Consider the following 24,523-nt stretch of genomic DNA (forward strand, 5'->3'; position numbering starts at 1 on the left):
CTACCTCCACTCATCCAACATCATAAATTGATGTTCAGGCAGGGCATTCCATAAAGATTGGATCCATTGTCCGCCACCACCTTGTTTGAGCTTTTGACTACTCAGTACTTCTTCAAGCGCACCATTACGCAGTAGTGCCACACGATCGGCGAAACGCACCGCCATAGAAAGATCATGAGTCACCCATAACACACCGCGACCATCTCGACACAGGGATTTAATATTATCGAGTAATTGCACCGCATGTTCATCATCCAGCCATGAAGAGATCTCATCGGCGAGAATATATTCCGCACGTGAAAGTGTGGCGCTGCTCGCCAATACCCTTTTTGCCATTCCTCCTGATAGCTGGCTTGGGTAGTGATTCACTAGGCTCGATTGCAAACTGTATTCTTGTAGGTGTCGTGCCACATCGTGCTTTTTTATATGCTGCCCACTGAGTACCGCGGCGCGTTCGAGCTGAGGACCAATCTGAATTAATGGATTTAACGCACTCACCCCTTGGGGCACATAGCACAACGAATTCCCGCGATACTGAGATTTGGTTTTCTCCGTCAGGGCTTGACCATTCAGTTCGATATTCCCTTTGCAGCGCATATTCTCTGGCAATAATCCTAATGCGCTTTGTAGTAATAAGCTTTTACCTTCACCGCTACCGCCAATTAGCGCCACCATTTCACCAGGTTGAATATCTAGCGAAATATCTTGCAGTAGTGGAGACCATTGCTTTTTGCCCAACCAACGATATTGCGCCACATCAATGGTCAGATTTTCAAATTTCAGCATGTTGCTCCCCTTAACCACAATTGTTGAGCCGATTTCGCAAATTGGTCAAATAGTAGAACTAACCCCATCAATGCCGCACCGGGGAAAACGACCATCCACCATGCACCAGTACTCAAATAACGTAACGCTTCAGAAAGCAAAATACCCAGCGATGGCTCATGAGGAGCTAGCCCGAACCCGAGGAAACTTAATGCGGCACTATGTAACACAGAATGCGGAAACATTAATAATGTCCCGACCATCCATTGAGGAAGCAACATCGGTAAATAATGGTAGCGTAAACGCTCAAACGCGCTGTTACCTATACGATGGGATAGCATGATGTAATCGGTTTGCTGAACTCGCAACAGTTCTGAACGCAAGATTAATGTCAGTTTAGGCCAGTGGGTTAATGCCACCGCCCAAATCACCCCCATCTTTCCGCCACCCAGCGTAAAGCAGATCAGCACCAATAGCAGTAAATGTGGTAGAGCAAGGAGCGCATCAATAATACCGCGTACTACATAATCCATGCTTTTATTGAGCGAAGATAACCCTGCCATCACCAAGGCGATAATGCCGCTGGTTATCGACGCGGTTAAACCAATTTGTAAACTGGTAGCAAGCCCTTGAAATGTACGCTCAAATAAATCGCGCCCTAAATTATCTGTCCCAAATAAGTGCAGTAATGACGGCGCCTGTCGCCTATCGAGCAAGCTCATTTCAATATCAGACGAAAGCAGCCAAAAGGCGTAGCCACCTAATAAAATCAGGCAACTTAATGAAAGAATTAGTTTGATCAGAGCGCGATTAGGATTATAGGTCATGATTCTCTTATCACTCCCTTATTCACCCGTTTCAATAGCAAATCCGCCATTGTATTACTGAAGAAAATCAGCACGGCGCACAGCATCACAATCCCCATTAACAATGGCACATCTCCGCGTAATCCAGCATCAATGGTAGCTTGTCCTAACCCTGGGTACGCAAACACTTTCTCCGCCAACAATGCGCCACTAAAAAGCTCGCCGACAGAGGCAAACTGCAAGCAAATCGCAGGCGTGATAGCGTGTTTAACCACATGAAAGCCCATCATTGACCAGCCTTTATCCCCTTGCGCTTGTGCGTAATGAATAAATTCGCTATTCATCACTTCAGCCACTTTGGCGCGGGTGTGTAAGGCAATGGTACCCACGCCCAACATGCCAAGGGCAATGACGGGTAAAATTAAATGCTGAACTTTTTGTGAGAATGTGGCGGTCTGCTCATCGAGACCTATTGGCCATGCACAGCAAATTGGCGCCCATTTTAAAGAAACCGCAAACAAGGAAAGCAGCAATAAACCTATCCAAAAGACGGGAATTGAAGCGAGTAAATAACAAAATGCCGAAATGATTTTGTCAGGCCAGCGGTTTAAATAGCGCCCTGCAACTAACCCAAGTCCGAACCCGACCACGCCGGAAAATACCCACGCACTGCCGAGCAAAGCCAGTGACGGAACAATACGGTCAGAAATCACTTGTAAAACAGGGGTATTGTACAACATCGAATACCCCAAATCCCCTTGAAGCATTTGTGAAAACCAACGCCAGAACTGCATCCAGAGCGGTTGGTCAAGCCCCCAGCGCGCCGCAATCAGCGGGTATTGTTCTGGGGGTACATGCATCAAATCGTTACCTATATAGGCTTTGATCGGATCAATCGGCGAGTAACTTAACAGGATAAAAATCCCCAGCGCGGTTACCGTTAATAAGCAGATAAATCGCAATAAAAGCCCAAAGGTTGTTCGCATTACTTACAAGTCCACTTCCATTCATCGACGTTATTCAACACAGACCAAGAGCCGTGAATTTCAGGAGCACTTTTACCTAAATCAACACATTGATTTGATAAGTAAATATGCTGAACATTCATCAACCAAGCCCATGCTGCATCCCCTTGGATGCCAACGCCCACTTTGCCATTCCAGTCCACTTGCTGCCATAACGGGATGGCGGCATCCTGGTCTGGCTGACGCAATGCTTCTTCGATAATTTCATCCACCGCAGGGTTTTTATAGTAACCGGCGTTATAGAAACCGACACCCGCAGCTTTGCTGCTGTAGTTATGGACCAACTCCATTGGGTCGAGGCTGCCCCAACCAAACAATGTCGGGTTAGCATGCATATGCAATTCAACCGTTTCCCAACTACCTGATTTCAACTCCATTTCAATACCGAGCGGTTTTAAGCTTGAACGAATGGCTTGCGCTAAATCGCGGCGAGTTGTGTCACCACTGGCATACCACAGAGTTAATTTCGCTACTTTGCCATTTTTCTCTCTCAAGCCGTCTTTATTCAGCTTCCAGCCAGCCTCTTCCAAAATGGCCTTCGCTTTATCTAAATCCCCATCTTTGAATGACGATTTAGGGTTATTCCAAGGTAACCCGGCAACACCGGTATAAGCCGGAACAGCAAAGCCTTCAAGAACAGATTCCGCCAGCAGCTTGCGGTCTAATGCGTAGTTAATGGCTTTACGAATAGCGACATCAGAGGTGATATCGTTACCGATTGGGTTGCCCTGAGCATCTTTTTCGCCAGCAGGTGGAATTGGGAATGAGATCCCGCGGTTTTCCACGCTATAACGCTCAATTAGCTTCATGTTAGGGACATTATTGGCATTGCTTGCCACGGCAGGTGGAATACGCACAACCTCAAGCTGAGCGCTCTGAGCAGCAGCAAATGCGGCATCTTCATCAAGGAACACAAACACCATTTTGCCGTAATCATTTTTAGGACCGGCATAGTATGGGTTTTGCTCAACAATCAGTTGTTGACCTGGTTGGAAAGCCACTAAACGGTATGGACCTGCCCCAATCGGCTTATGCGCGTAAGTTTTTGCATCGTACTTATCCGCAGAGACGATCCCTAACGATCCCAACACGTTGATAAAGGTACTTTGTGGGGAGGATAACGTGATTTTCACGGTCAGCGGGTCGATTTCTTCGGCTTTCGCGAAGTTGCCCATATCCACTTTACCGCCACTCGCCGCCGCATTGTTGTAGCTGAAGACCACATCCTTTGCCGTTAACGGTGAACCATCCGAGAATTTCAGATCCTTTTTCAAGGTCAGTATCCACTCTTTACCATCCGCATTGTGCGTGTAGCTTTCGAGCATATAACTGTGCCAAGAAAGATCCGCTTTTTGCTTTAAGAGCGGGCTATGCAGGAGCAAGTAACTACCGTGGCTCCAACCCAACATTGGGTCAAAACCTTCTGTGGGTTCTGCGCCAATGGCAAGTCGTAAAGTGTGTGTCGATGATGCGGGCTCAGCCGCTTGTGCTTGCAGGGTTAATCCCATTAAACACATGGCAACCGCTAATTTTTTAATCATATATCCCTCTAATCGGTGATTTTTTCATTTCAGTACCGTTTTTAGGTACCGTTTTTAGGGTCCAAATAACTAACAAATTCGAGGTAATGGCTCGCTATGCGGCAAGTCTAACAGTCGGGAAGCACCAAAAATGCCCACCAGCTTCACCTGTTTATTCTCTGTCACACAACCAATGGTTTTGGCATTAACGCCTAATGGATGTTGATGTAATGCGGCTAAAACTTGCTGTTCAGCATCGGGTTTCACCACAATCACTAATTTGCCTTCGTTAGCAAAATTAAGGGGTTCTAAACCTAATAACTCGCACACTCCACGAACGGCGGAAGAAACGGGCAAATCCCCTTCATTGATGGAAATACCGCAGCCGCTGGCTTGTGCAAATTCATGCAAAATGGCATTTACACCACCACGAGTGGCATCACGCAGAGCGCGTACACCATCAATATCACGTAAAGGCTCAATAATCGGGGTTAAAACCGCGCAATCACTACTAAGCTGACCTTCCAGACCTAGCTGTTCACGCAAGTTTAAAATGGTCGCACCATGATCGCCCAGTGTTCCACTGACAATCACTTTATCCCCCGCTTGAATTTGCTGAGCGCCCCAATGAATTTCGGTTGGGATCACGCCAATACCCGCAGTATTGATAAACACTTTATCCGCCGCGCCACGCTGTACAACCTTGGTATCTCCCGTCACGATCTGCACTCCCGCCGCTTTAGCGGTTGCCGCCATGGATTCCACAATGGTTTGCAAATCTGACAGTGGCAGACCTTCTTCAAGGATAAAACCACAGGAGAGGTATTTAGGAATAGCACCGCTAACCGCTACATCATTCACCGTACCGCAAACTGCCAGTTTCCCAATATTGCCGCCGGGGAAAAAAATAGGGTCAATCACATAGCTGTCGGTACTGAATGCTAAACGGTCACCTAATGCGGTCATTTCTGCGAGAGAAAGCCGCGCTTGGTCTTCACGTTCATCGAGAGCTTGGTTAGCGAAAGCCTGTAAAAACAGCTGTTCAATCAGCTGCTGCATGGCTAAGCCACCACTACCATGAGCCATAGTGACCACGTTTTTAGAATCCGAGCTCATTTTACGCCTCCCGACGATATTGGTAATACGCAGCGCAGGCTCCTTCAGAAGAGACCATCAACGCGCCAAATGCCGTTTGTGGTGTACAACGTTGCCCAAACAGCGGGCATTCATTTGGTTTACAGCGCCCCGTGAGCACATCACCACAACGCGCTTGAGGGTCATCTGATACTTGATGAGGCTGGATATTAAAACGCAGCTCTGCATCAAAGGTTTGGTAATCAAGAGTTAACTGCACACCTGAACCTGCAATTTCCCCCAATCCGCGCCACTCACTGGTGGCTTTCAATTCAAACACATCGTCCAAGGCTTTTAACGCCAACAGATTGCCTTCATCCGCCACGATACGCTTGTATTGGTTTTCCACCTCACAGCGACCATCCGCAATTTGATCCACCAACATGGCGAGGGATTGCAAAATATCGAGAGGTTCAAACCCTGTAACTACCAGCGGTTTATGGAATTCTTGGGTAATAAATTGATAAGGATGAGCCCCAATCACCATACTGACGTGACCTGGCGCAAGGAAGCCATCAATGCGCACATCAGGCTGTTCAAGTAGGCTGCGAAGGGTTGGGATAATGGTGATATGTTGGCAAAATACCGAAAAGTTTTTCACTTGACGCAGACGCGCTTGTTGTAGCGTCAGCGCGGTACTCGGCATGGTGGTTTCAAATCCCAAACCGAAAAACACCACTTCACGTTCAGGGTTTTGCTGAGCAAGATTTAACGCGTCTAAAGGTGAATAAACGATCCGCACATCTGCCCCGCGGCGTTTCGCGTCCAGCAAAGAACCATTTTTACCCGGCACACGCATCGCATCGCCATAGGTGCAGAAAATCACTTCAGGACGTTCAGCAATTTCAATGCAGCCATCAATTCGCCCCATCGGTAGTACACAGACTGGGCAACCCGGTCCGTGCACAAATTCAATTTCAGGAGGAAGAAGTTGGTCAATACCAAACTTGAAGATAGCGTGGGTATGACCACCACACACTTCCATTAACTGTAATGGGCGCTGCTTGGCTCTTGGGATATCCGCAATACGCTTGCGGATATGCGCCAATAAAGCTTTTGCCAAGGCAGGGTCGCGAAACTCATCGACGTACTGCATCTGTTGCTCCCGAATTTAGCCCTGTAAAGTCCCCCACTTCATGGTCTAACTGACTCATCGCCGTTAACGCATCAAGGGTGGCTTGAGCCTCTTCTTCGTTAATCACACTCATTGCAAAGCCAACGTGTACCAAGACCCATTGACCTAGCAGATCCGCGGTGTCACCTTCACAAATTAGCCCAATGTTCACGTCGCGTTTCACGCCACAGACGTCAACTTGCGCCAATTGGTGGACATCTTCACCTACCGCGACAATTTTACCCGGTATTCCTAAGCACATAGCTGAGTCTCCAGCCATGCTAACCAAGCATCCATCCCTTCACCGCTAGTGGCAGAGACTTTGATCACTTGAATGTTCGGATTCACCCGTTTTGCATTGGCAATACAGGCTTCTACATCAAAATGCAGGTACGGCAGTAAGTCGATTTTATTAAGGATCATAATGTCAGATGCCGCAAACATATGCGGGTATTTTAAGGGTTTGTCTTCACCTTCAGTGACAGACAGCACCGCGACTTTATGACGTTCACCCAAATCAAAACTTGCTGGGCAGACTAAGTTCCCAACGTTTTCAATAAATAGCAGGCTGTTCTCATCTAAACCTAAACGGTCAACCGCATCATGCACCATTTGTGCATCTAAGTGGCAGCCTTTGCCTGTATTCACTTGAATCGCTGGCACGCCAGTTTCACGAATACGCTGAGCATCATTGGTAGTCTGCTGATCCCCTTCAATCACCGCGCAGTTCAATTTATCACGCAGACGTAACAGAGTTTCAGTCAGTAAGGTAGTTTTACCGGAGCCAGGGCTTGAAACGAGATTCAATGCCAAAATATTTTTTGCCGCAAAATCTTCGCGATTGTGCTCGGCTAGATGGTTATTTTTATCCAGAACATCCATCTCAATTTGTAACATGCGTTTTTGGCTAATGCCCGGCGCATGAGTTCCCGCTTCACCTTGTCCATAATCTAGGTCATGGTGGTCACCTGCGGGGGCAAAAGTGGATTCCGCTTCATGGCTATGATCATGAGCATGGGAATGCGGATGCTCGTGCTTATGTTTATGCTTATGTTTTTCAATCTTCACACCACAGGTTTCGGGCTCAGATTGATAGTAGTGGTTCACATCACCTTGATGATAATAATGGTGATGAATAATCACCGTTTTACCACTATGTTCTGCTGCATGACTGTGGTCATGGTGATGATGGTCGTGGTCATGATGATCATGGGCATGCCCATGAGAATGATGGTGATCATGTCCATGGTGGTGGTCATGATCATGGTGATGTTGATGCTCATCACCTTCAATTCTGCGCTCTCCCGAAGCACAGCCACAAGTACTACACATAATGATTACTCCATAAGTGAGTGATGAAGTTAGCTTAGTGCAACATCAGAAAAATAGGTTGATTCACCGCAAGGTCAATTCACAATTTTCGCTCTAAATCACACAAAAGGTTCTTAGATCAAAAATCTATTCGATTTCTAATTCTTTGATTCGCAGGCTGTCACCGTTCTCAACTTTGAGGTTAAAACCGTGACATTTAGGGCAAGCGGCGTCGTGAGTGTGGACATCAACACTTTCACTACAATCCCAACACCATGCTTGAGCAGGACGATACAGGATATGCAATTGACTACCGTGTGCCACGGTTCCGCGGCACGCGATATCAAAACAAAAACGAAGGGCACTCTCTTCAATACAAGAGAGCGCGCCAATTTCCAACCAAACGCCGGTCACCTTTTTCACCTGATGCTGTCTAGCTTGCTGTTCAATGATCTCAACAGCACTTTGGCATAAAGAGACTTCATGCATTATTGGTCTCCCAGATAACGAGCGAACACAGCGCGACGTTCCGGCGATTTAGGGACATTAGGATCCGTCACAGGTAAAGAGAGCAACATCCGCGCGCAGTCATCAGCCAGATGTTCACCCTGCGTTGCAGTTAGCTTTCTGTCTAATGGCGACATTAATGAACACGCCAAATATTGAGTTAGCCCTTCCAGTTCCCCAACGGTGTAAGTCATTTCGCCGTAAGGAAGAATCAAACCAAGTTTCTCCCCAACAACACGATGCTCCCAATATTGGTCAGGACCCGGCAGGATGATCGCACTCAACATCCAAGGGGTGATAACCGCCCCTACCCATTGATTTTCAAATAACGAAAATGCACTGGCATAGATGCCCATCGTCGGATGCAAGAAGGACAAATCATGCATCGATTGCTGAGCAACTCGTTCAAAAGCAGCCTGAACTAAAGGCTGCGGGTTTTGAGAGTAACCTTGGATTTCTTTTGGCATGGATTCATTAGGCATGGAGACACTCTTCTTTTGCGATAATCTCTAACCCTTCACTGCGTAGCACTTCAATCACTTTTTGCAGTGCAGGTTCTAATGCGGCTTGCCCCGTTTCTGTTAAACCAATTGCTGGCTCTAAAGACTCAGGCACAATCCCCACCAGTGTCAGACGCTTTGGAAACTCATCGGTTAGGTGCAGCGCCGATAACACATCGGAAAGCCCTAACTGATGGGGTGAGATTTTACGGGTAAACAGCGCGGGTACTTCAGCATCGCGCAGTACCAAAATGCTACCGGGCTGCTGACTCGACAGCACCACATCCGCAATAATCAGATGGTCACGATCCGCCATAGCGCCAATCAGCTCCATGCCTGCCGTTCCACCATCCAATACCTCAACACATTCTGGTAAGTGATAACGCTCTTCGAGTGCTTCAACAATACGCACACCGATACCTTCATCACTCAGCAAAATATTGCCAACACCTAAGACTAATATACGCATTACAGCACCTTCACCTTGGTCACTTCGGAGCCTTCTGTATCGACGATATGCACCGCACAAGACATGCATGGGTCGAAGGAGTGGATCGTTCTGACGACTTCCAATGGTTTAGATGGGTCTGCCACCGTAGTTCCGACTAGCGCTTGCTCATAAGGACCTGGTTCATCATTGAAATTACGTGGACCCGAGTTCCATGTAGATGGAACAACCGCTTGATAGTTTTCAATTTTACCGTCTTTTACCACCACCCAGTGGGATAACAGACCACGAGGCACTTCACCAAAACCAACCCCTTTAATCACCGTATCTTGTGGGAAGTTTGGTTTGATAAAGGTGGTGTGATCGCCTTTACCAATGTTATCCACCAGCGCTTGCCATTGAATAGACAAAGTTTCGTTTAATACGCAGCAACGAACTGTACGACCAATAATGCGACCTAATGTTGATTCGAGCTGGTCTTTAGTGATCGTGTTGCCTGTTAAGGTTTGGTATAAACCGACGACGTCATTAAAGTGTTTTTCAGTTGGCTCATGTTTCGCTGCCAGTTTGCACAGCAAGTCAGCTAATGGACCCACTTCCACGGTTTTGTCGTAGAAGGTTGGTGCTTTAACCCAAGAGTATTTACCGTCATCTTCCCAGCCAGTGTAGTCAGGAATAGTGGTACCTTCCCAAGGGGCTTGCGGCTCGTTATCTTTGTACCATGCGTGCTTGCTGCTCTCTTTAATACCGTTAATCAGGTATTCATCAGTGTGGCTAGTGATTGGGCGATAAGTACTGAAATCCCCATTTTCCAGATAACCACCCGGTAACAAGAAGCTGCCATTTTTGTTGTCCATTGGCATTTCAGGCACACACATATAGTGTTTGGCCCCTTTACCCATTTCTAACCATTCTGGGTAACCCGATGCGATTACTGCCGCGTCGATTTTGTACACTTGCTCGATAAAATCCCCTAAACGGTCAATAAAGGATTTCACATACATTAAGCGCTCAAGGTTAAGCACCCCAAGACCATCAAGGTTGATTGGGTTAGCCACACCGCCCACCGCTAAGTTTTGAATATGCGGTGTTTTACCGCCCAGCAGTGCCACGATACGGTTAGCATCACGCTGGCATTCCAGCGCTTGCAGGTAGTGAGCCACCGCAATTAAGTTCACTTCTGGCGACAATTTCATCGCAGGGTGACCCCAATAGCCGTTAGCAAAAATACCTAACTGACCGCTGGCGACTAAATCTTTGATTTTGTTTTGAACACGGGTGAACTCTTCAGGGCTGTTTAACGACCATGTAGAGACCCCTTTAAGCATGTTCGCCGCTTTGGTTGGGTCAGCTTTTAATGCAGAAGTAATGTCTACCCAGTCCAGCGCAGATAACTGATAGAAATGCACAATATGGTCTTGGATAGTATGCGCCGCCAAAATCATATTACGGATATATTGCGCGTTAACAGGTACTTCAAGATTCAGTGCGCTTTCAATGGTACGCACAGAAATAATCCCGTGAACCGTGGTACAAACCCCACAAATACGCTGCATGATCATCCATGCATCGCGGGCATCTTTCCCTTTTACAATCTCTTCCATACCACGCCACATGGTGCCGGATGCCCATGCTTTAGTGACTTTTCCATCTTCGATTTCGCAATCAATGCGTAAGTGACCTTCGATACGAGTTACCGGGTCGATAGTTATACGTTGGCTCATGCTTTACCTCGGGCCTGAGAAGGACTTGAATTAGATTTTTTTATTGCTGGAATAATCGGTAATAGGCGAACTAACAAGATGTATGCGCACACCTCGATGGCCACAAAACCGATGGAAATTAATATCTCTTCTGCGGTTGGGAAATAGTCATATCCACCGCCAGGATTGAATGCGATCAGTGAGTAGCTCATACGCCATAGCGCAGAACCCAGTAACATGCTTAATCCACTGATATATAACCATCTTGAGTCAGTACGCAGGGATGGAATACGGAAGATAATCAGCGGGATCACCATTAATGCAGTCTCAATCCAGAACATCATGGCGTAGAAATCCATCGCCATCACATAGTGCATCTTGCCGCGGTAAATCAGTTCACCGAAACGGCAAACCAAAAACAGCACTAAGAACACTTGAAGGATATTGGTTAACTTAACAAACAGAGGTCGTTCATCAGCCCCTTGCCCTTTTAACGCTGACTGCAATAAAGAACCTTCAAAAATCACAATGGAGAAACCCATAATAAAGGCGGTCAGTAGCGATAATAACGGCAACATTTCATAGCTTTGCCAAATCGGATGAACCTTGTGCCCTGCGGCAATCATCAGTGAACCCATAGAAGATTGGTGCATCATTGGCAGTAACGCGCCCAATGCGATGATGAAAAACATCACTTTATTCAGGCGTTTTAATGACACTTTCCAATTAAAGCGTTCACAAATTGCAGGGGCAAACTCCAGCGCCATGACACCGATGTAGATAGTCATACACACTGCGGTTTCAAACAGCACAGAGTTGGTATTAAAGTACCCTGGAATATAGAAATAAGGCAGGTTCCAGTAGCGACCCACGTCGATGGTGATAGATAAACCACCGAGAGAGTAACCAAATAGACTCGCCAGCAGTGCAGGACGTACTAACGGGTGATATTCACCGCGGTTAAAGACATACACTGCCCACGCCAACGCCCATCCACCACAGGCAAAACCGGTACCAATCAGTAAGTCGAAGGCAATCCAGATCCCCCATGGGTATCCGCCGTTCAGGTCAGAGACTGAACCCAGACCAAACACTAAACGTTTTACAATCAAAATCAGGCACAGGATGACAAACGGTCCGAATACAATCACTGGCCAACTGACTAAACGCCCACCTAGCGGCTGTTCTTTATCATGCGTTGCCATTAGAGTCGTCCCCCTTGTCCTTAGGATTTTGGTCGTCATGCGTTTTATTGCCATGAGACTTGTCGTCATGAGAATCATGATTCTTGGTATTGCGATACACTAAGAAACTCAGTCCCGCTAATGCCGCGAGAGGGAGAACCATGCCTTTATACAAGGTGTGCTGAACATTTTCAGAGCGTGCGCCAGTTGCCAGCTCATCTAACTCTGGTAGTCCCAGGTTTTGATATGGCACACCAGAAAGCACCATGACCTGAGTACCACCACCTTCCAATTCACCGTAAATATGCTGCTGGTATTTCGGTGCTGGCATCACGTTCGGGTCATTGTGATGGACAGTTTGGCGAGGGAAGCCATACTCTTCACCCGCTTTCAGCGATAAACGTTTTTTCGCTTCGGCGAGAAGCTCTTCACGGGTACCAAAAATCACCGCACCTGTTGGGCACACTTCAACACAACCCGGTAAACCGCCTTTATCTAAGCGTTCTACGCCTTTTTGGTTACACAATTCACATTTATGAATTGCACCAAATTTGTCGTCATAAGCATATTTAGGAATGTTGAATGGACAACCCACCATACAATACCGACAACCCGTACAGATATCTGGGTCGTAATGCACGATGCCTGTTTTCGGATCTTTGGTGAGCGCAGAAACAGGGCAAACAGAGACGCAGTTAGGATCAACGCAGTGCATACACTGTTTTTTAATGTAGGCGTAGCCATCTTTTTCCTGATCTTTATGCAAGCCTGAGCCATCGCTCCAAACTTGGATCACGTTGTTGGTGTATGGCGTCAGTTTGTCATTGTTTGACCATGTTTGAGGACCAACAGGGTTGCGCTCAGGATGGTTAATATCCTGACACTTGGTGACGCACGCCTGGCACCCAACACAGAGTGTCGAGTCATACAACATGCCCAACGCATTTGGAATTGGCGGCCTATTTTCCGCTCCCGCCAAGCTCGGCGAAGTGGTGCTTGCAAGCAGCGCTCCCCCAGCTGAGAGCTTAAGGAAATTTCGTCTATCCACGGTTATTCTCCCCGTGAGTTGGTATCATTTTGACGTTTTTGACGCCCTAACTCACGCACAGCCATCACACTGACACCCGCCACCAGACCGACTACACCACCGATCAAGCCCACGGCAGTTGCAGAAACTTGTCCACCTTCTTTGTTATTCAAATCCGGTTTTTCGGAACGTGGTGTTTGGTTTTCCACATTCGCTAATTGGTGGATACCTTTGTGGAAGCCCACATTTTCTTCGTTACAGCCGTAGCATGGATGCCCGATTGCCACTGGCCACACGCCGCCAACGTCACAAAATTGTAGGGTTGAACAGTTGCCGTAAGTTTCTGGCCCTTTACAGCCTAAATGGTATAAACACCAACCTTCACGGTGACCAGCATCACCGAACTCTTTTGCGAAGCGCCCCGCATCAAAGTGTGGACGGCGTTCACAGTGTTCATGAATTAATCGACCATACGCGAACATTGGACGATTTTTGCTATCCAACGCTGGTGGACGGTTATAGGTGATCAGGTGGGCAACTGTTGCTAAGAAGTTATGTGGGTTTGGCGGGCAACCCGGAATGTTGATAACGGTCTTATCTTTGATAACTTCATTTAAGCCAACCGCGCCTGTTGGGTTATCCCCTGCCGCAGCAACCCCGCCCCAAGAAGCGCAAGAGCCGATAGCAATAATCGCAGCCGCACCTTCAGCTGCCATGCGGATATGCTCAACGATAGGTTTTCCTGCCACCATGCAGTAAATGCCATCATCTTTCAGTGGAATCGAACCATCGACCACTAAAACATACTTACCTTTATATTTTTCAATAGCATTGTGCTTGTTCTCTTCAACCTGCTCACCAAAAGCCGCAGAGAGAACTTCGTGATATTCGAGAGAAATGGTATCGAGAATTAAATTTTCGAGGGTTGGGTGAGTCGCACACAGCAACGATTCTGTGCATCCTGTACACTCTTGAGCACCAATCCAAATGACGGGTGGACGTTCTGGATCACTCACCGCATCAGCCATTTGAGCGGCGGCTTTTCCACTTAACCCCATTGTCGCAGCAAGCGCTGTACACAACTTCATAAAGTCACGGCGATTAATGCCATGGGGAGAAAGAATAGAGTTATCTCCTGCCATTTCTATTTCCTATTATGAGTGGCTTAGAGCCTATTTATTAGGCTATTTTTCTTTACGATTTTGCATTCAAAAAATAAATAAAATCCGCCACATATTAGAAATATGCATAGGAATTTAGGTATTATTTGTATTCAAAATCGCTTCACCAATTACACCTAATAAGCTGAGGCCTTATTAGAATTACCTGATGTGTAAATATAAATGAGATCCTAGTCCTACCGCTTTTTAATCACTTGATCTTCATCAAGAGCCAATAAGAAATTTGGTCTTTTTTAAATTTATGATAGAAAAATCGATTCAGCGACGAGTTAAAAGATTATTTAACTTTTCATACTGATTTCAATTTGTTTAAAAAAATGGGAGTTAAAATGTTAAAAAAGATAACAAAACGTTGTTATATCATGATGTTAAAATAAAAGCTCATCCATTAGATCTTATAGACAAGTATAATTAACCGAATTTCGAGTAACGTCTTATTTCAATAATGACTATTTTGGTAAAAACAAATAAGAATTGATATCAATTATATTAAATAAGAATTAATATCAAAAATAAATAAAGCTAAATTTATTTATTAATATATGTCTAATAAAAACAAATAAAGCCTGACTATTATTCTCAGTTATTTTTTTTCAATATTGCGGTAGCGATCGCAACTTGCCCTAATGCAAGCCCACCATCTCCCATCGGTAATTGACGAGCATGTAATACCTCAAGAGGCTGAAGTTTCTCTATTAGCAAATGGCGCAATAATTGGTTATGCAGAACGCCACCAGACAGCACCACTTGTTGAATGCCATACCGTTTCGCTTGTTGCAGCGCTAAATCCGCAAATCCTTTCGCCAAGGCTTGATGAAAAGCATGTGCTCGTTCCGCTCTCGGCGCATCATAAGCCAACCATTCATGCCAAAAGGTGGTTAAATCCAATTGATTATCCACCACCGGCATTGTGACGGGATGCTGCTGAACTGAGCTTTGCAATGCTAACGCTTCTAACTGACAAGCCCCCTCGCCTTCCCAACTGGTTTGCTGAGGGCAAATCCCTAATGCCGCTGCGATAGCATCAAATAATCGTCCTGCCGACGAAGCGGTTGGGCAGTTAAGCTTTCTAGCAATTGCTTTTTGTAATAGTGGATAAGCAAAAGGGGCAAGCTCCAATGAGATCGGCTGAGCTTGCCAATCAGGCACAAATTTTTCTAGATGAGCCAATAAATTACGCCATGGCTGGCGAGACGCTAAATCCCCACCCGGCATAGCAACTGGTGGTAATCCACCAAGGTGTTGGCTAGAGGTATAATCGACAAGTAAGCACTCACCACCCCACAGCCGGTTATCATCACCGAAACCGAGACCATCCAGCGCCAAACCAATTACTTTTTCATTACCTAACGGAATGCCATATTCCGCCATCACCGCCGCAATATGAGCATGATGATGCTGAACGTGCATCATCGGGATATTCAGTTGGTCACTTAAGGTATTACCGTAACGATGACTAACATAATTGGGGTGCATATCCCCCACTAGGTATTCAGGTTTAAATCGATAAATCGACTCAAATAGTGCAATAGATTGCTGATATTGTTGGTAAATATCAATATCGTCTAAATCACCTAAATGCTGGCTCATCACCGCACTTTTATCTCTAAGCAAACAAAAGGTATTTTTTAAATCCGCACCTAGCGCCAAAATAGACGGTGAGTTTTCAAAGCCCGCTGGAAGGTCAATAGCATCCGGTACATAACCTCGGGCTCGGCGTAACATTTCCGCTTTTCCGGCATGGTAACGTACTAAAGAGTCATCCGCCCGTTGCACAATATCGCGATTATGCATCAGCCAAATGTCTGCAATATTTGCTAAATCCGTGAAAGCCGCTTGCTCCGTGAGTACCGGAGGTTTGCCCGATGCATTTCCTGAGGTCATCACTAATGGCCTATTCACCTGCGCCATCAGCAAATGTTGCAGCGGGTTGGAAGGTAGCATTACCCCCACTTCCCGCAAATGTGGTGCGATATTTTCGCTTAATACGCTATTTTTCCATCCGTGAATAAGGACAATCGGTGCCGCCGCACTTTCAAGTAACGCACGTAAACCTTCAGTGACATCAACCCCTTGGTCTTTTAGCCAGTTGAGGGATGGGATCATTACCGCCAGAGGTTTGCTGGGACGGTGTTTACGTTGACGCAATTGTTCAACTGCATGGAAATTAGTGGCATCACACGCAAGGTGAAAACCGCCAAGCCCTTTAATCGCTGCAATTTTGCCATTCAATAAGTCAGCCGCCGTTTGTTCTAAGGCTTGATGGTGAATGGCTAGAACCTTGCCATTCTTATCACACAGCTGGATTTCAGGACCACAGGTCGCACAAGCATTTGGCTGAGCATGAAAACGTCTGTCTGCTGGGTTTTCATATTCTTGCTGACATTCAGGGCATAAAGGAAATGCCGCCATTGAGGTATTTGGTCGGTCATAGGGCATTTGACGAATAATAGTAAAACGAGGACCGCAATGGGTGCAGTTTGCAAACGGGTAATGATAGCGACGATTCGCAGGGTCAAACAGTTCGTCACGGCAGGCTTTGCAAGTTGCAGCATCGGGGATAACTTGAGTATCCATGCGCCCTGCTCCGCTATGGCGGATCGTGAATTTTTCTGGCAACTCATCCCATTGAAAAGGCTGAGGTTGAATAGATTCAATATGCGCAAGCGGCGGGCAATGTTGGTATAGCAGCTTGGTAAACAAAGGGATATCCGCAGTCTCTAGTAGGCGCACCAGTACACCTTCGCCATCATTACAGACGTCGCCATTCAAGGCGCATTGATGGGCAAGCTGCCAGACATAAGGCCGGAATCCAACCCCTTGAACCTTTCCTTTGATACGTAACTGTATGCCGTTTTTCACTCGAATGCCCTCTGGTGACTGAGATGCTATTCTCGCGCTTCTACGTATAAATAACCTGAGTTCAGATCAAAAAATAAAGCGTTTTTAAGTTTTCTTATGGCATATGAGTTCGAAACTTTATTTTAAAAATAAAATTTTATTCATTTTCAAATAATCAATTAAAAGACGAAAATAAATTAATCATTATTCCACCAATAAAAACAAATGTACCCTATAATTAAAAATCAAAAATAAATTTCAAAAAAAACGAAATCAAACCAGACAGATAAATAATATCAATATTTGATTGTCATTAATGTAAGCATAGACAATGAAAATGAGTGCAATGAATAAGAAATTCACATCATTAATTTTACTTCAAATCTCTTTTTTTTATTTTTTGGAGTTTTTTTCCTATTGGTAATGCTAATGAAAATAAACAAGAGCACTGGCTTATATTAGAAAACACATCAGAGCAATCTATTAATGACCTTCCTGAACTGCCAACAGAGCCAATAAATAAACAAGATAACAATCAGAAATTTATTGCTGAAAAAGGAAGCCAGTTAGGTACAATCCTGAATAGTGAAAATAGCACCAATACTGCTAGAAATATGTTAGAAAACACATTAATGCAGAAAATTAACCGTGATATTAATAATTGGTTTAATCAGGTTGCTTATGCCCGCATTCAATTTAACACGGATAAAAGCGGTAATGCCGCTATCCTATATCCCTTATATGATAAAGATAGCCATATTGTCTTCACCCAATTGGGATTACAAATTAATGAAGATCGTACAACAACGAATATGGGATTCGGTTATCGTCAGCTTAATAATGATTGGATGTGGGGAGTTAACTCGTTTTATGATTCAACATCTTCAAATAGACGCTTAGGTTTAGGCGCTGAAGCATCCGCTGATTTTATTAAACTATCAAGCAATGGTTATTTTCGCTTGAGTGATTGGCATGGTTCTAAATTAGATAATTGGCGTGATTTTGATGAGCGTCCAGCTAATGGTTTTGATGTTCGATTCGAAGGGTTTCTTCCAGACTATCCTCAATTTGGGGCAAATTTAAAATACGAGCATTATTATGGAAAGAATGTAAATATTAACAATGGTTCATATTTAAGAGACTTAAAAAATAACCCAAGCCTTTATAGTGTTGGCGTTTCTTATACACCAATACCGCTTGTAACGATGAGATTAAACCAGTCCGTAGGCAGCTCTAGTGATACATCTGCGATGCTCCAGATTAATTATCGGTTTGATCTCCCACTCAATCGCCAATTATCTGCTGACTCAGTCAAAAATATGCGTTCTCTTACAGGATTACGTTACGACTTTGTCGATCGAAACTACGACATCGTCATGCAATATAAGAAACAAGAATTGCTCACCATTTCATTACCTAATGAATTAGAGGTGCAATCAAAACAACAGGTCAATCTAACCGCAACAATTATAAAGTCTAAATATGGCGTCAAAGACATTCAATGGTCAGCCCCTGAACTGATTGCTGATGGAGGAAGCTTTATTAAAACCTCCGTAAACAGTATTGAAATTATTTTACCTCCCATTCAAAACAACCCTAAAACCTACACGGTAACGGCTATTGCAATCGATAATAATGGGAATAAATCGAATACGGCGACAACCCGTTTAAATGTAAAACCGATGTCAGGAATGATTTCTACTTTTACCGTCGTTCCTCAAGGCTCTGTGACAGCCAATGATTCAGATAACTATGAAGCCACCGTGACAGTCACCGATGCTACCGGAAAAACACTCACAAATACCAATGTCGAATTTACGTTATCAGGTTTCTCGCCATTATCCGCATTTACTTTATCTGGCAATAATATTTCCAGTGCTTCTCCATTCACATTGCCAACGGATAGTAACGGGCAAATTATTATCAATATTCGGGGACAAAAAGCCCAACAAGGATTATTGATTGCTAAATTAGAAGATGGTTATCAATCCAGCAAGCCTCTCCAATTTATCGCTGATAGTTCCACCCCCCAGATCACGCCATCTGATATTGTCGTTATTGAAGATAATGCCATCGCCAATAACAAAGCCACTAACCGAATTTCTGTACACATCACGGATAAATTTGGAAATTCACTAGAAAATCAATTAATTAGTGTATCCGCAAATAATGACACTACAGTGGGTAACATTGCCCCTACCGATGCAAATGGCGATATGATTTTCTCTTTAACCAGTTTTAAAGCGGGCAAGAGTGAAGTCACAATAACATTTAATGGCAGTAGTCATACCGTCAATGTGATGTTTACGCCCGATAAGAGCACGGCGCAGATTGATAGTGCCAATATAATTTTGGTGAAGGATAACGCGACGGCTAATGGTGTTGATACGAATAGAATTAAAGTTATCGTTACGGATGCCCATAACAACCCGCTTCCAAATCAAGTAATTACAGTGACAGCAGAAAATGGTGCAATTGTCAGCGCAATCTCGCCAACCAATAGTCAGGGAGAAACAGAATTTACACTCACAAGTCTCAAAGCGGCCCAATATCGAGTAACCGCTGAAATTAATGGCAGTACCCAATCCCTAAACGTGACATTTGTTGGGGATAACAACTCCGCAAAAATTGATAAAAATGACATGGTAATCACCAAAAATAATGCTAAAGCCGATGGTGTTGATACCGATCGCGTCAAGGTTATCGTGACAGATAAAAATGGTAATCCACTTGCAGGTCAAATAATCACAGTGAGTACCGATACTGGCGTAATTTTAGGGGCTATTTCGCCAACGAATACTGCGGGGGAAACTGAATTCTCCATCACAAGCACTGAAGCTAAGCAATACAAAATAACGGCAGAGCTAAATGGCAGCTCACAATCTGTTTCAGTTGATTTTATTGCAGATACCAGTACAGCCCAATTAGATAAAAGCGCGATGACTGTCGTCAAAAATGATGCTAAAGCCGATAAAATCGAAATTAATCAAATAAAAGTCAAAATCATCGATGCCAATAATAACCCTGTAAAAGGTCAAAAAGTCACTGTGACTGCGGATCCCCATATTGGCATTAGTCCAATTCCAGAAACCGATATTAATGGTGAAGCCATTATTTCCTTGACCAGTAGTCTGCCGGGACCCAGCGTCATTACCCTGTCGATTAATAATAGTACCCAAGATGTCACGGTCACATTTACCAGTGCTATTGACCCTAGCAAATCAACTCTCACGTTAGATAAAACACGTATCGTCAATTCATCGGGTGCAACAGAGGATGGAAAAGCCACGATCACGCTCACTATGATCGATAAGAATAATCAGCCAATTACAGGGGTTAAAAATGATGTGAAATTTACCGCCAATAATAACGAACTTAAGATAGGCAATGTGACAGAAACCCTTCCTGGTCAATATACGGCGGTTGTCACCACTTCCACCGTTGGTGATTACCAGATCACCGCAACAGTGCTGTATTCAACCTATACAGCCCAGTCACCAACAATTAGCGTGTATACCTATATATTCAGGCTCAGCAATTTAGATCATAAAATAGGTGTGACCGCCCTATATGATTATCAATTATTCGTTAAATCCAGCGATGGTGTAGAAAGTGAAATTCAATTAAATGCTAACCAAGTCAATTGGATATCCAGTAATACCAATGTGGCGAGACCAATATCTCCGGGGGAAATTCAAGGTCTACAGAAAGGGATCGTCGATATTAGCGTTAGCAGTACTGGTACAGGTTATAAAGGTGTTCCAGTCACCGTCATACCTGCAAAATTGACCGTCAGTGAATTGAACATGTCACCAATATATGGTGATTCCACCAGCAAACCTAATTCAGCCTCTGAATATTTGATAGAGCCACCTGGGTATACGTTAACGGGTCAAGGAGATTGGGTCGTGGACTCTATCGGAAATTCCGGGGGAACGGGAGGAACTGCCACGACCATAACTAACACAGATTCGGTGACAAAAATTGATGTTATTGTGTGCCGCTTCCAAGGCGTACTGGTCATCGGTCAATTAACCTTCTACAAGCCCACAAGTAACCAGGTGATCGGAGAAGCACATAATACCTGCACTAATCCACAAACTTATGTCTACCAAATCCCATCGGGAGAACAATTTATCGGGTTTACAGGATGGAATAGTCAAACTTCATCAATCAATCGTGTTTTCTTGGGCGCAATTCGTTTTATTACCATTGATAGATAAAATGGCAGGGTTTTAGTCTCGATGTATTGACCAAAACCCTGCCATTGTCTTTTATGCTTGAATACTAAGGGAGCTCAACTGATAACAGGAAAATACCTGAATATTCATCCGGAACGAGATCTTTGGTTTTTCTTAATGTGCTGGAAACATCAAAAGTTTGTTTCACAAACGAATCTACCGAAAGTACGGTTGATGGCGCACCATTGACTTTAATTTCAGACTCTAGCCCATCCGCCATAAAAATAAAGTTATCGTTATCTAACCCGGCGACAGCAGAAATTTTAACATCCGTTGGATTTGTGCAGCTGATCGTAAAGTTTTCCCTTACGGTATGACCGTTCATCGAGCTATTGGATAATGTGCCATGGTCGATATAATCTGGTCCTTCAATATCACAGTTAGTAATAGCAGGGTCTAACGGTGAACAGAGAATTATTGGGTTATCTGCTGTCTGCTCTCTTTGCATTACTCCGGTATAGTTAATACCAAGATTGAAACAATAACCAACACCAGGACGTCTTGGATAGAACTGCCAACGACCTTGAACATTTCTATTTAAAACACCACCTTTTTGTAAGGCTCTTGCAACTTCGCTGAAGGTTACGGGTTTTTCATCCCAAGAATTTCGTTCTGTTAATTTCACGGTGTCAGTATCAAAACTGACGATGTGTTTATCTCCAGCACCGTATTTTCCATCAGCCCATGTTCCCCATGATCCGAGAAAAATATTACATGGACAAGAACCCGATGCTTGTATCATTAGAGGGCGGTTATCATGCTCTAAATCACCACGTAATATATAAGTGGTATCCATCCAAGCGCCATAGTCTGTACGTAGCTCACCTTGAGCCGCAAATTCAGCCCGTGCAAATTGAAAAGACGATATCGCTAACAAACAGATAAGAATAAGTTTTTTCATAATATCCTTAACAACCGAGTTATTCGTAATAGATATTAAAAGTGGTGGTAGCGCTAAAATCCCCGAGTTTAATACTTTCATTTTTGATTGCGTCTTCTTCCCCCAAAATGGAAGCTTTAAGCGGGATCACGCTAGGGAATTTACTGCCGTTCATTCCAACAATAGGGTATTGGCTATTAATATCCACATTGCCATTATCGCTACTCAACACGATTGCATAGCCCAGATCACCGGGGTCACCATCAATTCGCAGCGAACCTTTAATTTTCGGGTTACTGATTCCCGTAAATGACATCGAAAATGAAAAATCAGGTAAAAACTCGCACTCAGAGAGTGTAATTTCAAAGACTTCAGAGATATCTCTTTGACGATAAAGGTCTTTATCATTGACCTCATGAAATGGCACCACAAGCTCCTCGCCGCCATTGACGATACAAGGAATGGCGTGTCTCAATACTCCAGAAAAATTCACTTCATCCGCGAACGCATTCCCAGAGAAATAAAGTAATAGAGTAAAGAAGATTATCTTCATGGATAAGCAACCGTTAGTGTCGCGCTAGCGGTAAACTCGCCCGGCTCGACACGAGCAGAACTTGAGCTACTTTTTACTAATGCCGCCTTCAGATCAGGTTTTTTATAGTCAGATTCATAGGTGTATACAAACGTATCGTTCACTCTCAATGTGTCTGAGTCATAATAAATTTGCAGTGCAATGTCTCTTTGCTCATTAATTGCTAATAAATCATTATCAAAATAAGAGCGTTTACCTTCAAAACTAAAAACCACATCCGTTCCTGAAGAGATGTTGTCACATTCCCACTCAAAGTCGATATCTTCTATATATTTTGTACCATCTTTGGTCGGCACTAACGAAACCACCAAGTCATCACCAAAATCCACCTCAATCGGGCGATTATTATTGATGACACATGGCGTTCCTTCTATCAAATTTCCTCTAAAGCTCACTTTGACAGCCTGTGCCGCACTTGTGTATGCCAGAAATAAAACGAATGATAACAAGAGCTTTTTCATAAGATAATACCTTAATGATATCCTACAGTTAGTGTTGCAGCAGTAGAAAACTCACCTCCAACAGGTCTTATCCCATTAGCCAGTGCCAGTTCTGCGGTTAAAGAAGGTAAAGATTGGATATTATCAATCTCATATTGAGAACCGATATCCATAGGCTTGTTATCAATATACAGTTTGATATTCAAACCCGGTGTATCCGCGACTTTCAGGCTGTTTGAGGTTTCCCCTTTAACGCCTTCAAAAGCAATATACAGCTCATCAAATCGCGAATCACAACTTAAACTATAAGGAATTTCCTCTGTGTATTTACCTGACTCAATTTGCCCAATAACGATGTCATCGCCAAAATCCACATAGATATCTTCGTTATCATTCAATACACATCCGCCAGATAAAACATTCACTCTGACTGTCACAAACTTCCCATCCGCAAATGCAGTCACAGATAAAAAAAACAGTAAACTAAGACAAAACAGGTTCTTAAATTTAAACATTCGATTTATCCATTTCTCTCATTTGCTTATGGGATTAGTTAGCCGCTTGAGCGTGACACTCTGTTGCAGAACAGACAAACGGAACATCAACCTGACCGCCGTAGTCATTGATGTAGTTAATCACTGGCGATGAACCTAATTGATCTGCGGTAATTGACAGTTTTTGCTCAGCAAATGGCGCAACGTCTACAGCAACAAAGTTTTTTGCTTTCTCTGCGTTGGCACTTTTTCTAATGTTGTTTAATACCACGTAGTAAGCCGTTGGGTTTTTGGCATAAATAGCACCGCCTTTTTTGACTAGCACTAATTTATTCTGCCACGGCGCATTTTTCATTTGCGTGGAATCAACCGCTAAAGAAGCTGGACGATAGAACAACTTCACACGTGTTTGTAATGCAATTTGCAGTACGTTAGATTTTTTACTTGTAGGTGGAATTTCTCTTAAATTAAAGAAAAACAGGCTTTCTCTATCTTGAGGTAATTTCACTATGTCTGGTAAAGCTTCAATACGCAATTGGCTTGTTTGCCCCGCATTAATTCTTTGGATTGGTGGTAAAATCGTAAAATAAGAGGTTAGCTTTTCGCCTTTTTCATCTTGAAACCAGCCTTGCGCCAAATAAGGCAGTTGGTTATTTTTATTACTTACCGTTAATGAGACTGAATTGCTATCGCCATTATAAATAATACGCGTTCTGTCCATTGAAATTGCAGAATAAGCATTCGCAGTCACGAAGCAGCTAAGTAATAATACGGATAATTTTTTCATCATAAACATTAGCCTTCTTTTAA

22 protein-coding genes are annotated in these 24,523 nt (G+C 44.1%); 1 reads left to right on the forward strand and 21 read right to left on the reverse strand.

Going from position 1 to position 24,523, the window contains the following annotated elements; translation table 11 throughout:
- From HFU86_RS15940 to hypF, 16 genes are all read right to left on the reverse strand, one after another.
- The gene (locus tag HFU86_RS15940; RefSeq protein ID WP_187129644.1) at positions 1-786 is read right to left on the reverse strand and encodes an ATP-binding cassette domain-containing protein; all 786 of its coding nucleotides are present in this window, start codon (positions 784-786) and stop codon (positions 1-3) included.
- Entirely contained in the window at positions 780-1,592 is an 813-nt protein-coding gene (locus HFU86_RS15945; RefSeq protein WP_108478459.1) for an ABC transporter permease, read from the reverse strand. Before HFU86_RS15945 ends, HFU86_RS15940 begins: the two co-directional genes overlap by 7 nt.
- On the reverse strand, positions 1,589-2,557 hold the full coding sequence (locus tag HFU86_RS15950) for an ABC transporter permease (RefSeq protein ID WP_132496559.1): 969 nt from the start codon (positions 2,555-2,557) through the stop codon (positions 1,589-1,591). The genes HFU86_RS15945 and HFU86_RS15950 overlap by 4 nt, the downstream gene beginning before the upstream one ends.
- Positions 2,557-4,137: an ABC transporter substrate-binding protein gene (locus HFU86_RS15955; RefSeq protein WP_132496560.1), complete on the reverse strand. Its 1,581-nt coding sequence runs from the start codon at positions 4,135-4,137 to the stop codon at positions 2,557-2,559. Before HFU86_RS15955 ends, HFU86_RS15950 begins: the two co-directional genes overlap by 1 nt.
- Positions 4,138-4,206: 69 nt before the next feature.
- Positions 4,207-5,232 (reverse strand): hydrogenase expression/formation protein HypE, encoded by a 1,026-nt coding sequence (gene hypE, locus HFU86_RS15960; protein WP_187129645.1) that lies wholly within the window; start codon positions 5,230-5,232, stop codon positions 4,207-4,209.
- Position 5,233: 1 nt separating this feature from the next.
- The gene (gene hypD, locus HFU86_RS15965) at positions 5,234-6,346 is read right to left on the reverse strand and encodes a hydrogenase formation protein HypD (protein WP_108478456.1); all 1,113 of its coding nucleotides are present in this window, start codon (positions 6,344-6,346) and stop codon (positions 5,234-5,236) included.
- Positions 6,330-6,626: a hydrogenase maturation factor HybG gene (hybG, locus tag HFU86_RS15970; protein WP_036956233.1), complete on the reverse strand. Its 297-nt coding sequence runs from the start codon at positions 6,624-6,626 to the stop codon at positions 6,330-6,332. Before hybG ends, hypD begins: the two co-directional genes overlap by 17 nt.
- The gene (gene hypB, locus HFU86_RS15975; protein WP_187129646.1) at positions 6,617-7,696 is read right to left on the reverse strand and encodes a hydrogenase nickel incorporation protein HypB; all 1,080 of its coding nucleotides are present in this window, start codon (positions 7,694-7,696) and stop codon (positions 6,617-6,619) included. Before hypB ends, hybG begins: the two co-directional genes overlap by 10 nt.
- A gap of 126 nt (positions 7,697-7,822) precedes the next feature.
- Positions 7,823-8,164: a hydrogenase maturation nickel metallochaperone HypA gene (gene hypA, locus HFU86_RS15980; RefSeq protein ID WP_006659165.1), complete on the reverse strand. Its 342-nt coding sequence runs from the start codon at positions 8,162-8,164 to the stop codon at positions 7,823-7,825.
- On the reverse strand, positions 8,164-8,649 hold the full coding sequence (hybE, locus tag HFU86_RS15985) for a hydrogenase-2 assembly chaperone (protein WP_108478511.1): 486 nt from the start codon (positions 8,647-8,649) through the stop codon (positions 8,164-8,166). Before hybE ends, hypA begins: the two co-directional genes overlap by 1 nt.
- Before the next feature lie 7 nt (positions 8,650-8,656).
- Positions 8,657-9,151, reverse strand: coding sequence for a HyaD/HybD family hydrogenase maturation endopeptidase (locus tag HFU86_RS15990; protein WP_132496563.1), 495 nt, complete (start codon positions 9,149-9,151; stop codon positions 8,657-8,659).
- Entirely contained in the window at positions 9,151-10,854 is a 1,704-nt protein-coding gene (gene hybC, locus HFU86_RS15995; RefSeq protein WP_108478454.1) for a hydrogenase 2 large subunit, read from the reverse strand. Before hybC ends, HFU86_RS15990 begins: the two co-directional genes overlap by 1 nt.
- Positions 10,851-12,038: a Ni/Fe-hydrogenase cytochrome b subunit gene (hybB, locus tag HFU86_RS16000; RefSeq protein WP_187129647.1), complete on the reverse strand. Its 1,188-nt coding sequence runs from the start codon at positions 12,036-12,038 to the stop codon at positions 10,851-10,853. Before hybB ends, hybC begins: the two co-directional genes overlap by 4 nt.
- Positions 12,025-13,065, reverse strand: coding sequence for a hydrogenase 2 operon protein HybA (gene hybA, locus HFU86_RS16005; protein ID WP_132496564.1), 1,041 nt, complete (start codon positions 13,063-13,065; stop codon positions 12,025-12,027). The genes hybB and hybA overlap by 14 nt, the downstream gene beginning before the upstream one ends.
- Positions 13,066-13,067: 2 nt before the next feature.
- The gene (hybO, locus tag HFU86_RS16010; protein ID WP_036956217.1) at positions 13,068-14,186 is read right to left on the reverse strand and encodes a hydrogenase 2 small subunit; all 1,119 of its coding nucleotides are present in this window, start codon (positions 14,184-14,186) and stop codon (positions 13,068-13,070) included.
- 618 nt (positions 14,187-14,804) lie between these two features.
- Positions 14,805-17,087, reverse strand: coding sequence for a carbamoyltransferase HypF (hypF, locus tag HFU86_RS16015; RefSeq protein WP_187129648.1), 2,283 nt, complete (start codon positions 17,085-17,087; stop codon positions 14,805-14,807).
- A 524-nt stretch (positions 17,088-17,611) separates the two neighbouring features.
- Between hypF and HFU86_RS16020 the strand changes: the two genes are divergently transcribed.
- Positions 17,612-21,289: an Ig-like domain-containing protein gene (locus HFU86_RS16020; RefSeq protein ID WP_336431777.1), complete on the forward strand. Its 3,678-nt coding sequence runs from the start codon at positions 17,612-17,614 to the stop codon at positions 21,287-21,289.
- A gap of 64 nt (positions 21,290-21,353) precedes the next feature.
- On the opposite strand, the gene HFU86_RS16025 is transcribed toward HFU86_RS16020, so the two are convergent.
- From HFU86_RS16025 to HFU86_RS16045, 5 genes are read right to left on the reverse strand one after another with little or no spacing between them, the layout of a single operon-like run.
- Positions 21,354-22,208, reverse strand: a complete 855-nt coding sequence (locus tag HFU86_RS16025) for an MrpH family fimbial adhesin (RefSeq protein WP_132496567.1) — start codon at positions 22,206-22,208, stop codon at positions 21,354-21,356.
- 19 nt (positions 22,209-22,227) lie between these two features.
- On the reverse strand, positions 22,228-22,740 hold the full coding sequence (locus tag HFU86_RS16030) for a fimbrial protein (RefSeq protein ID WP_132496568.1): 513 nt from the start codon (positions 22,738-22,740) through the stop codon (positions 22,228-22,230).
- Positions 22,737-23,240 carry a fimbrial protein gene (locus HFU86_RS16035; RefSeq protein WP_187129650.1) on the reverse strand — a complete coding sequence of 168 codons (504 nt, stop codon included), beginning with the start codon at positions 23,238-23,240 and terminating at the stop codon, positions 22,737-22,739. The genes HFU86_RS16030 and HFU86_RS16035 overlap by 4 nt, the downstream gene beginning before the upstream one ends.
- A gap of 11 nt (positions 23,241-23,251) precedes the next feature.
- On the reverse strand, positions 23,252-23,734 hold the full coding sequence (locus HFU86_RS16040; RefSeq protein ID WP_036956202.1) for a fimbrial protein: 483 nt from the start codon (positions 23,732-23,734) through the stop codon (positions 23,252-23,254).
- Positions 23,735-23,768: 34 nt separating this feature from the next.
- Positions 23,769-24,509, reverse strand: coding sequence for a fimbria/pilus periplasmic chaperone (locus tag HFU86_RS16045; RefSeq protein ID WP_132496570.1), 741 nt, complete (start codon positions 24,507-24,509; stop codon positions 23,769-23,771).
- Positions 24,510-24,523: the final 14 nt, after the last annotated feature.

Source organism: Providencia sp. JUb39, assembly GCF_012272845.1.
Lineage (GTDB): Bacteria > Pseudomonadota > Gammaproteobacteria > Enterobacterales > Enterobacteriaceae > Providencia > Providencia lanzhouensis.

Coding starts and splice junctions, on each gene's coding strand:
- hybO (WP_036956217.1), bottom strand. CDS start 14,186: ATGGCAGGAGATAACTCTATTCTTTCTCCCCATGGCATTAATCGCCGT.
- HFU86_RS16040 (WP_036956202.1), bottom strand. CDS start 23,734: ATGTTTAAATTTAAGAACCTGTTTTGTCTTAGTTTACTGTTTTTTTTA.
- HFU86_RS15990 (WP_132496563.1), bottom strand. CDS start 9,151: ATGCGTATATTAGTCTTAGGTGTTGGCAATATTTTGCTGAGTGATGAA.
- hypD (WP_108478456.1), bottom strand. CDS start 6,346: ATGCAGTACGTCGATGAGTTTCGCGACCCTGCCTTGGCAAAAGCTTTA.
- HFU86_RS16025 (WP_132496567.1), bottom strand. CDS start 22,208: ATGAAAAAACTTATTCTTATCTGTTTGTTAGCGATATCGTCTTTTCAA.
- hybB (WP_187129647.1), bottom strand. CDS start 12,038: ATGGCAACGCATGATAAAGAACAGCCGCTAGGTGGGCGTTTAGTCAGT.
- hypE (WP_187129645.1), bottom strand. CDS start 5,232: ATGAGCTCGGATTCTAAAAACGTGGTCACTATGGCTCATGGTAGTGGT.
- hypA (WP_006659165.1), bottom strand. CDS start 8,164: ATGCATGAAGTCTCTTTATGCCAAAGTGCTGTTGAGATCATTGAACAG.
- hypB (WP_187129646.1), bottom strand. CDS start 7,696: ATGTGTAGTACTTGTGGCTGTGCTTCGGGAGAGCGCAGAATTGAAGGT.
- hybE (WP_108478511.1), bottom strand. CDS start 8,649: ATGCCAAAAGAAATCCAAGGTTACTCTCAAAACCCGCAGCCTTTAGTT.
- hybG (WP_036956233.1), bottom strand. CDS start 6,626: ATGTGCTTAGGAATACCGGGTAAAATTGTCGCGGTAGGTGAAGATGTC.
- HFU86_RS16045 (WP_132496570.1), bottom strand. CDS start 24,509: ATGTTTATGATGAAAAAATTATCCGTATTATTACTTAGCTGCTTCGTG.
- hybC (WP_108478454.1), bottom strand. CDS start 10,854: ATGAGCCAACGTATAACTATCGACCCGGTAACTCGTATCGAAGGTCAC.
- HFU86_RS16035 (WP_187129650.1), bottom strand. CDS start 23,240: ATGAAAAAGCTCTTGTTATCATTCGTTTTATTTCTGGCATACACAAGT.
- HFU86_RS16030 (WP_132496568.1), bottom strand. CDS start 22,740: ATGAAGATAATCTTCTTTACTCTATTACTTTATTTCTCTGGGAATGCG.
- HFU86_RS15950 (WP_132496559.1), bottom strand. CDS start 2,557: ATGCGAACAACCTTTGGGCTTTTATTGCGATTTATCTGCTTATTAACG.
- HFU86_RS15955 (WP_132496560.1), bottom strand. CDS start 4,137: ATGATTAAAAAATTAGCGGTTGCCATGTGTTTAATGGGATTAACCCTG.
- HFU86_RS15945 (WP_108478459.1), bottom strand. CDS start 1,592: ATGACCTATAATCCTAATCGCGCTCTGATCAAACTAATTCTTTCATTA.
- HFU86_RS15940 (WP_187129644.1), bottom strand. CDS start 786: ATGCTGAAATTTGAAAATCTGACCATTGATGTGGCGCAATATCGTTGG.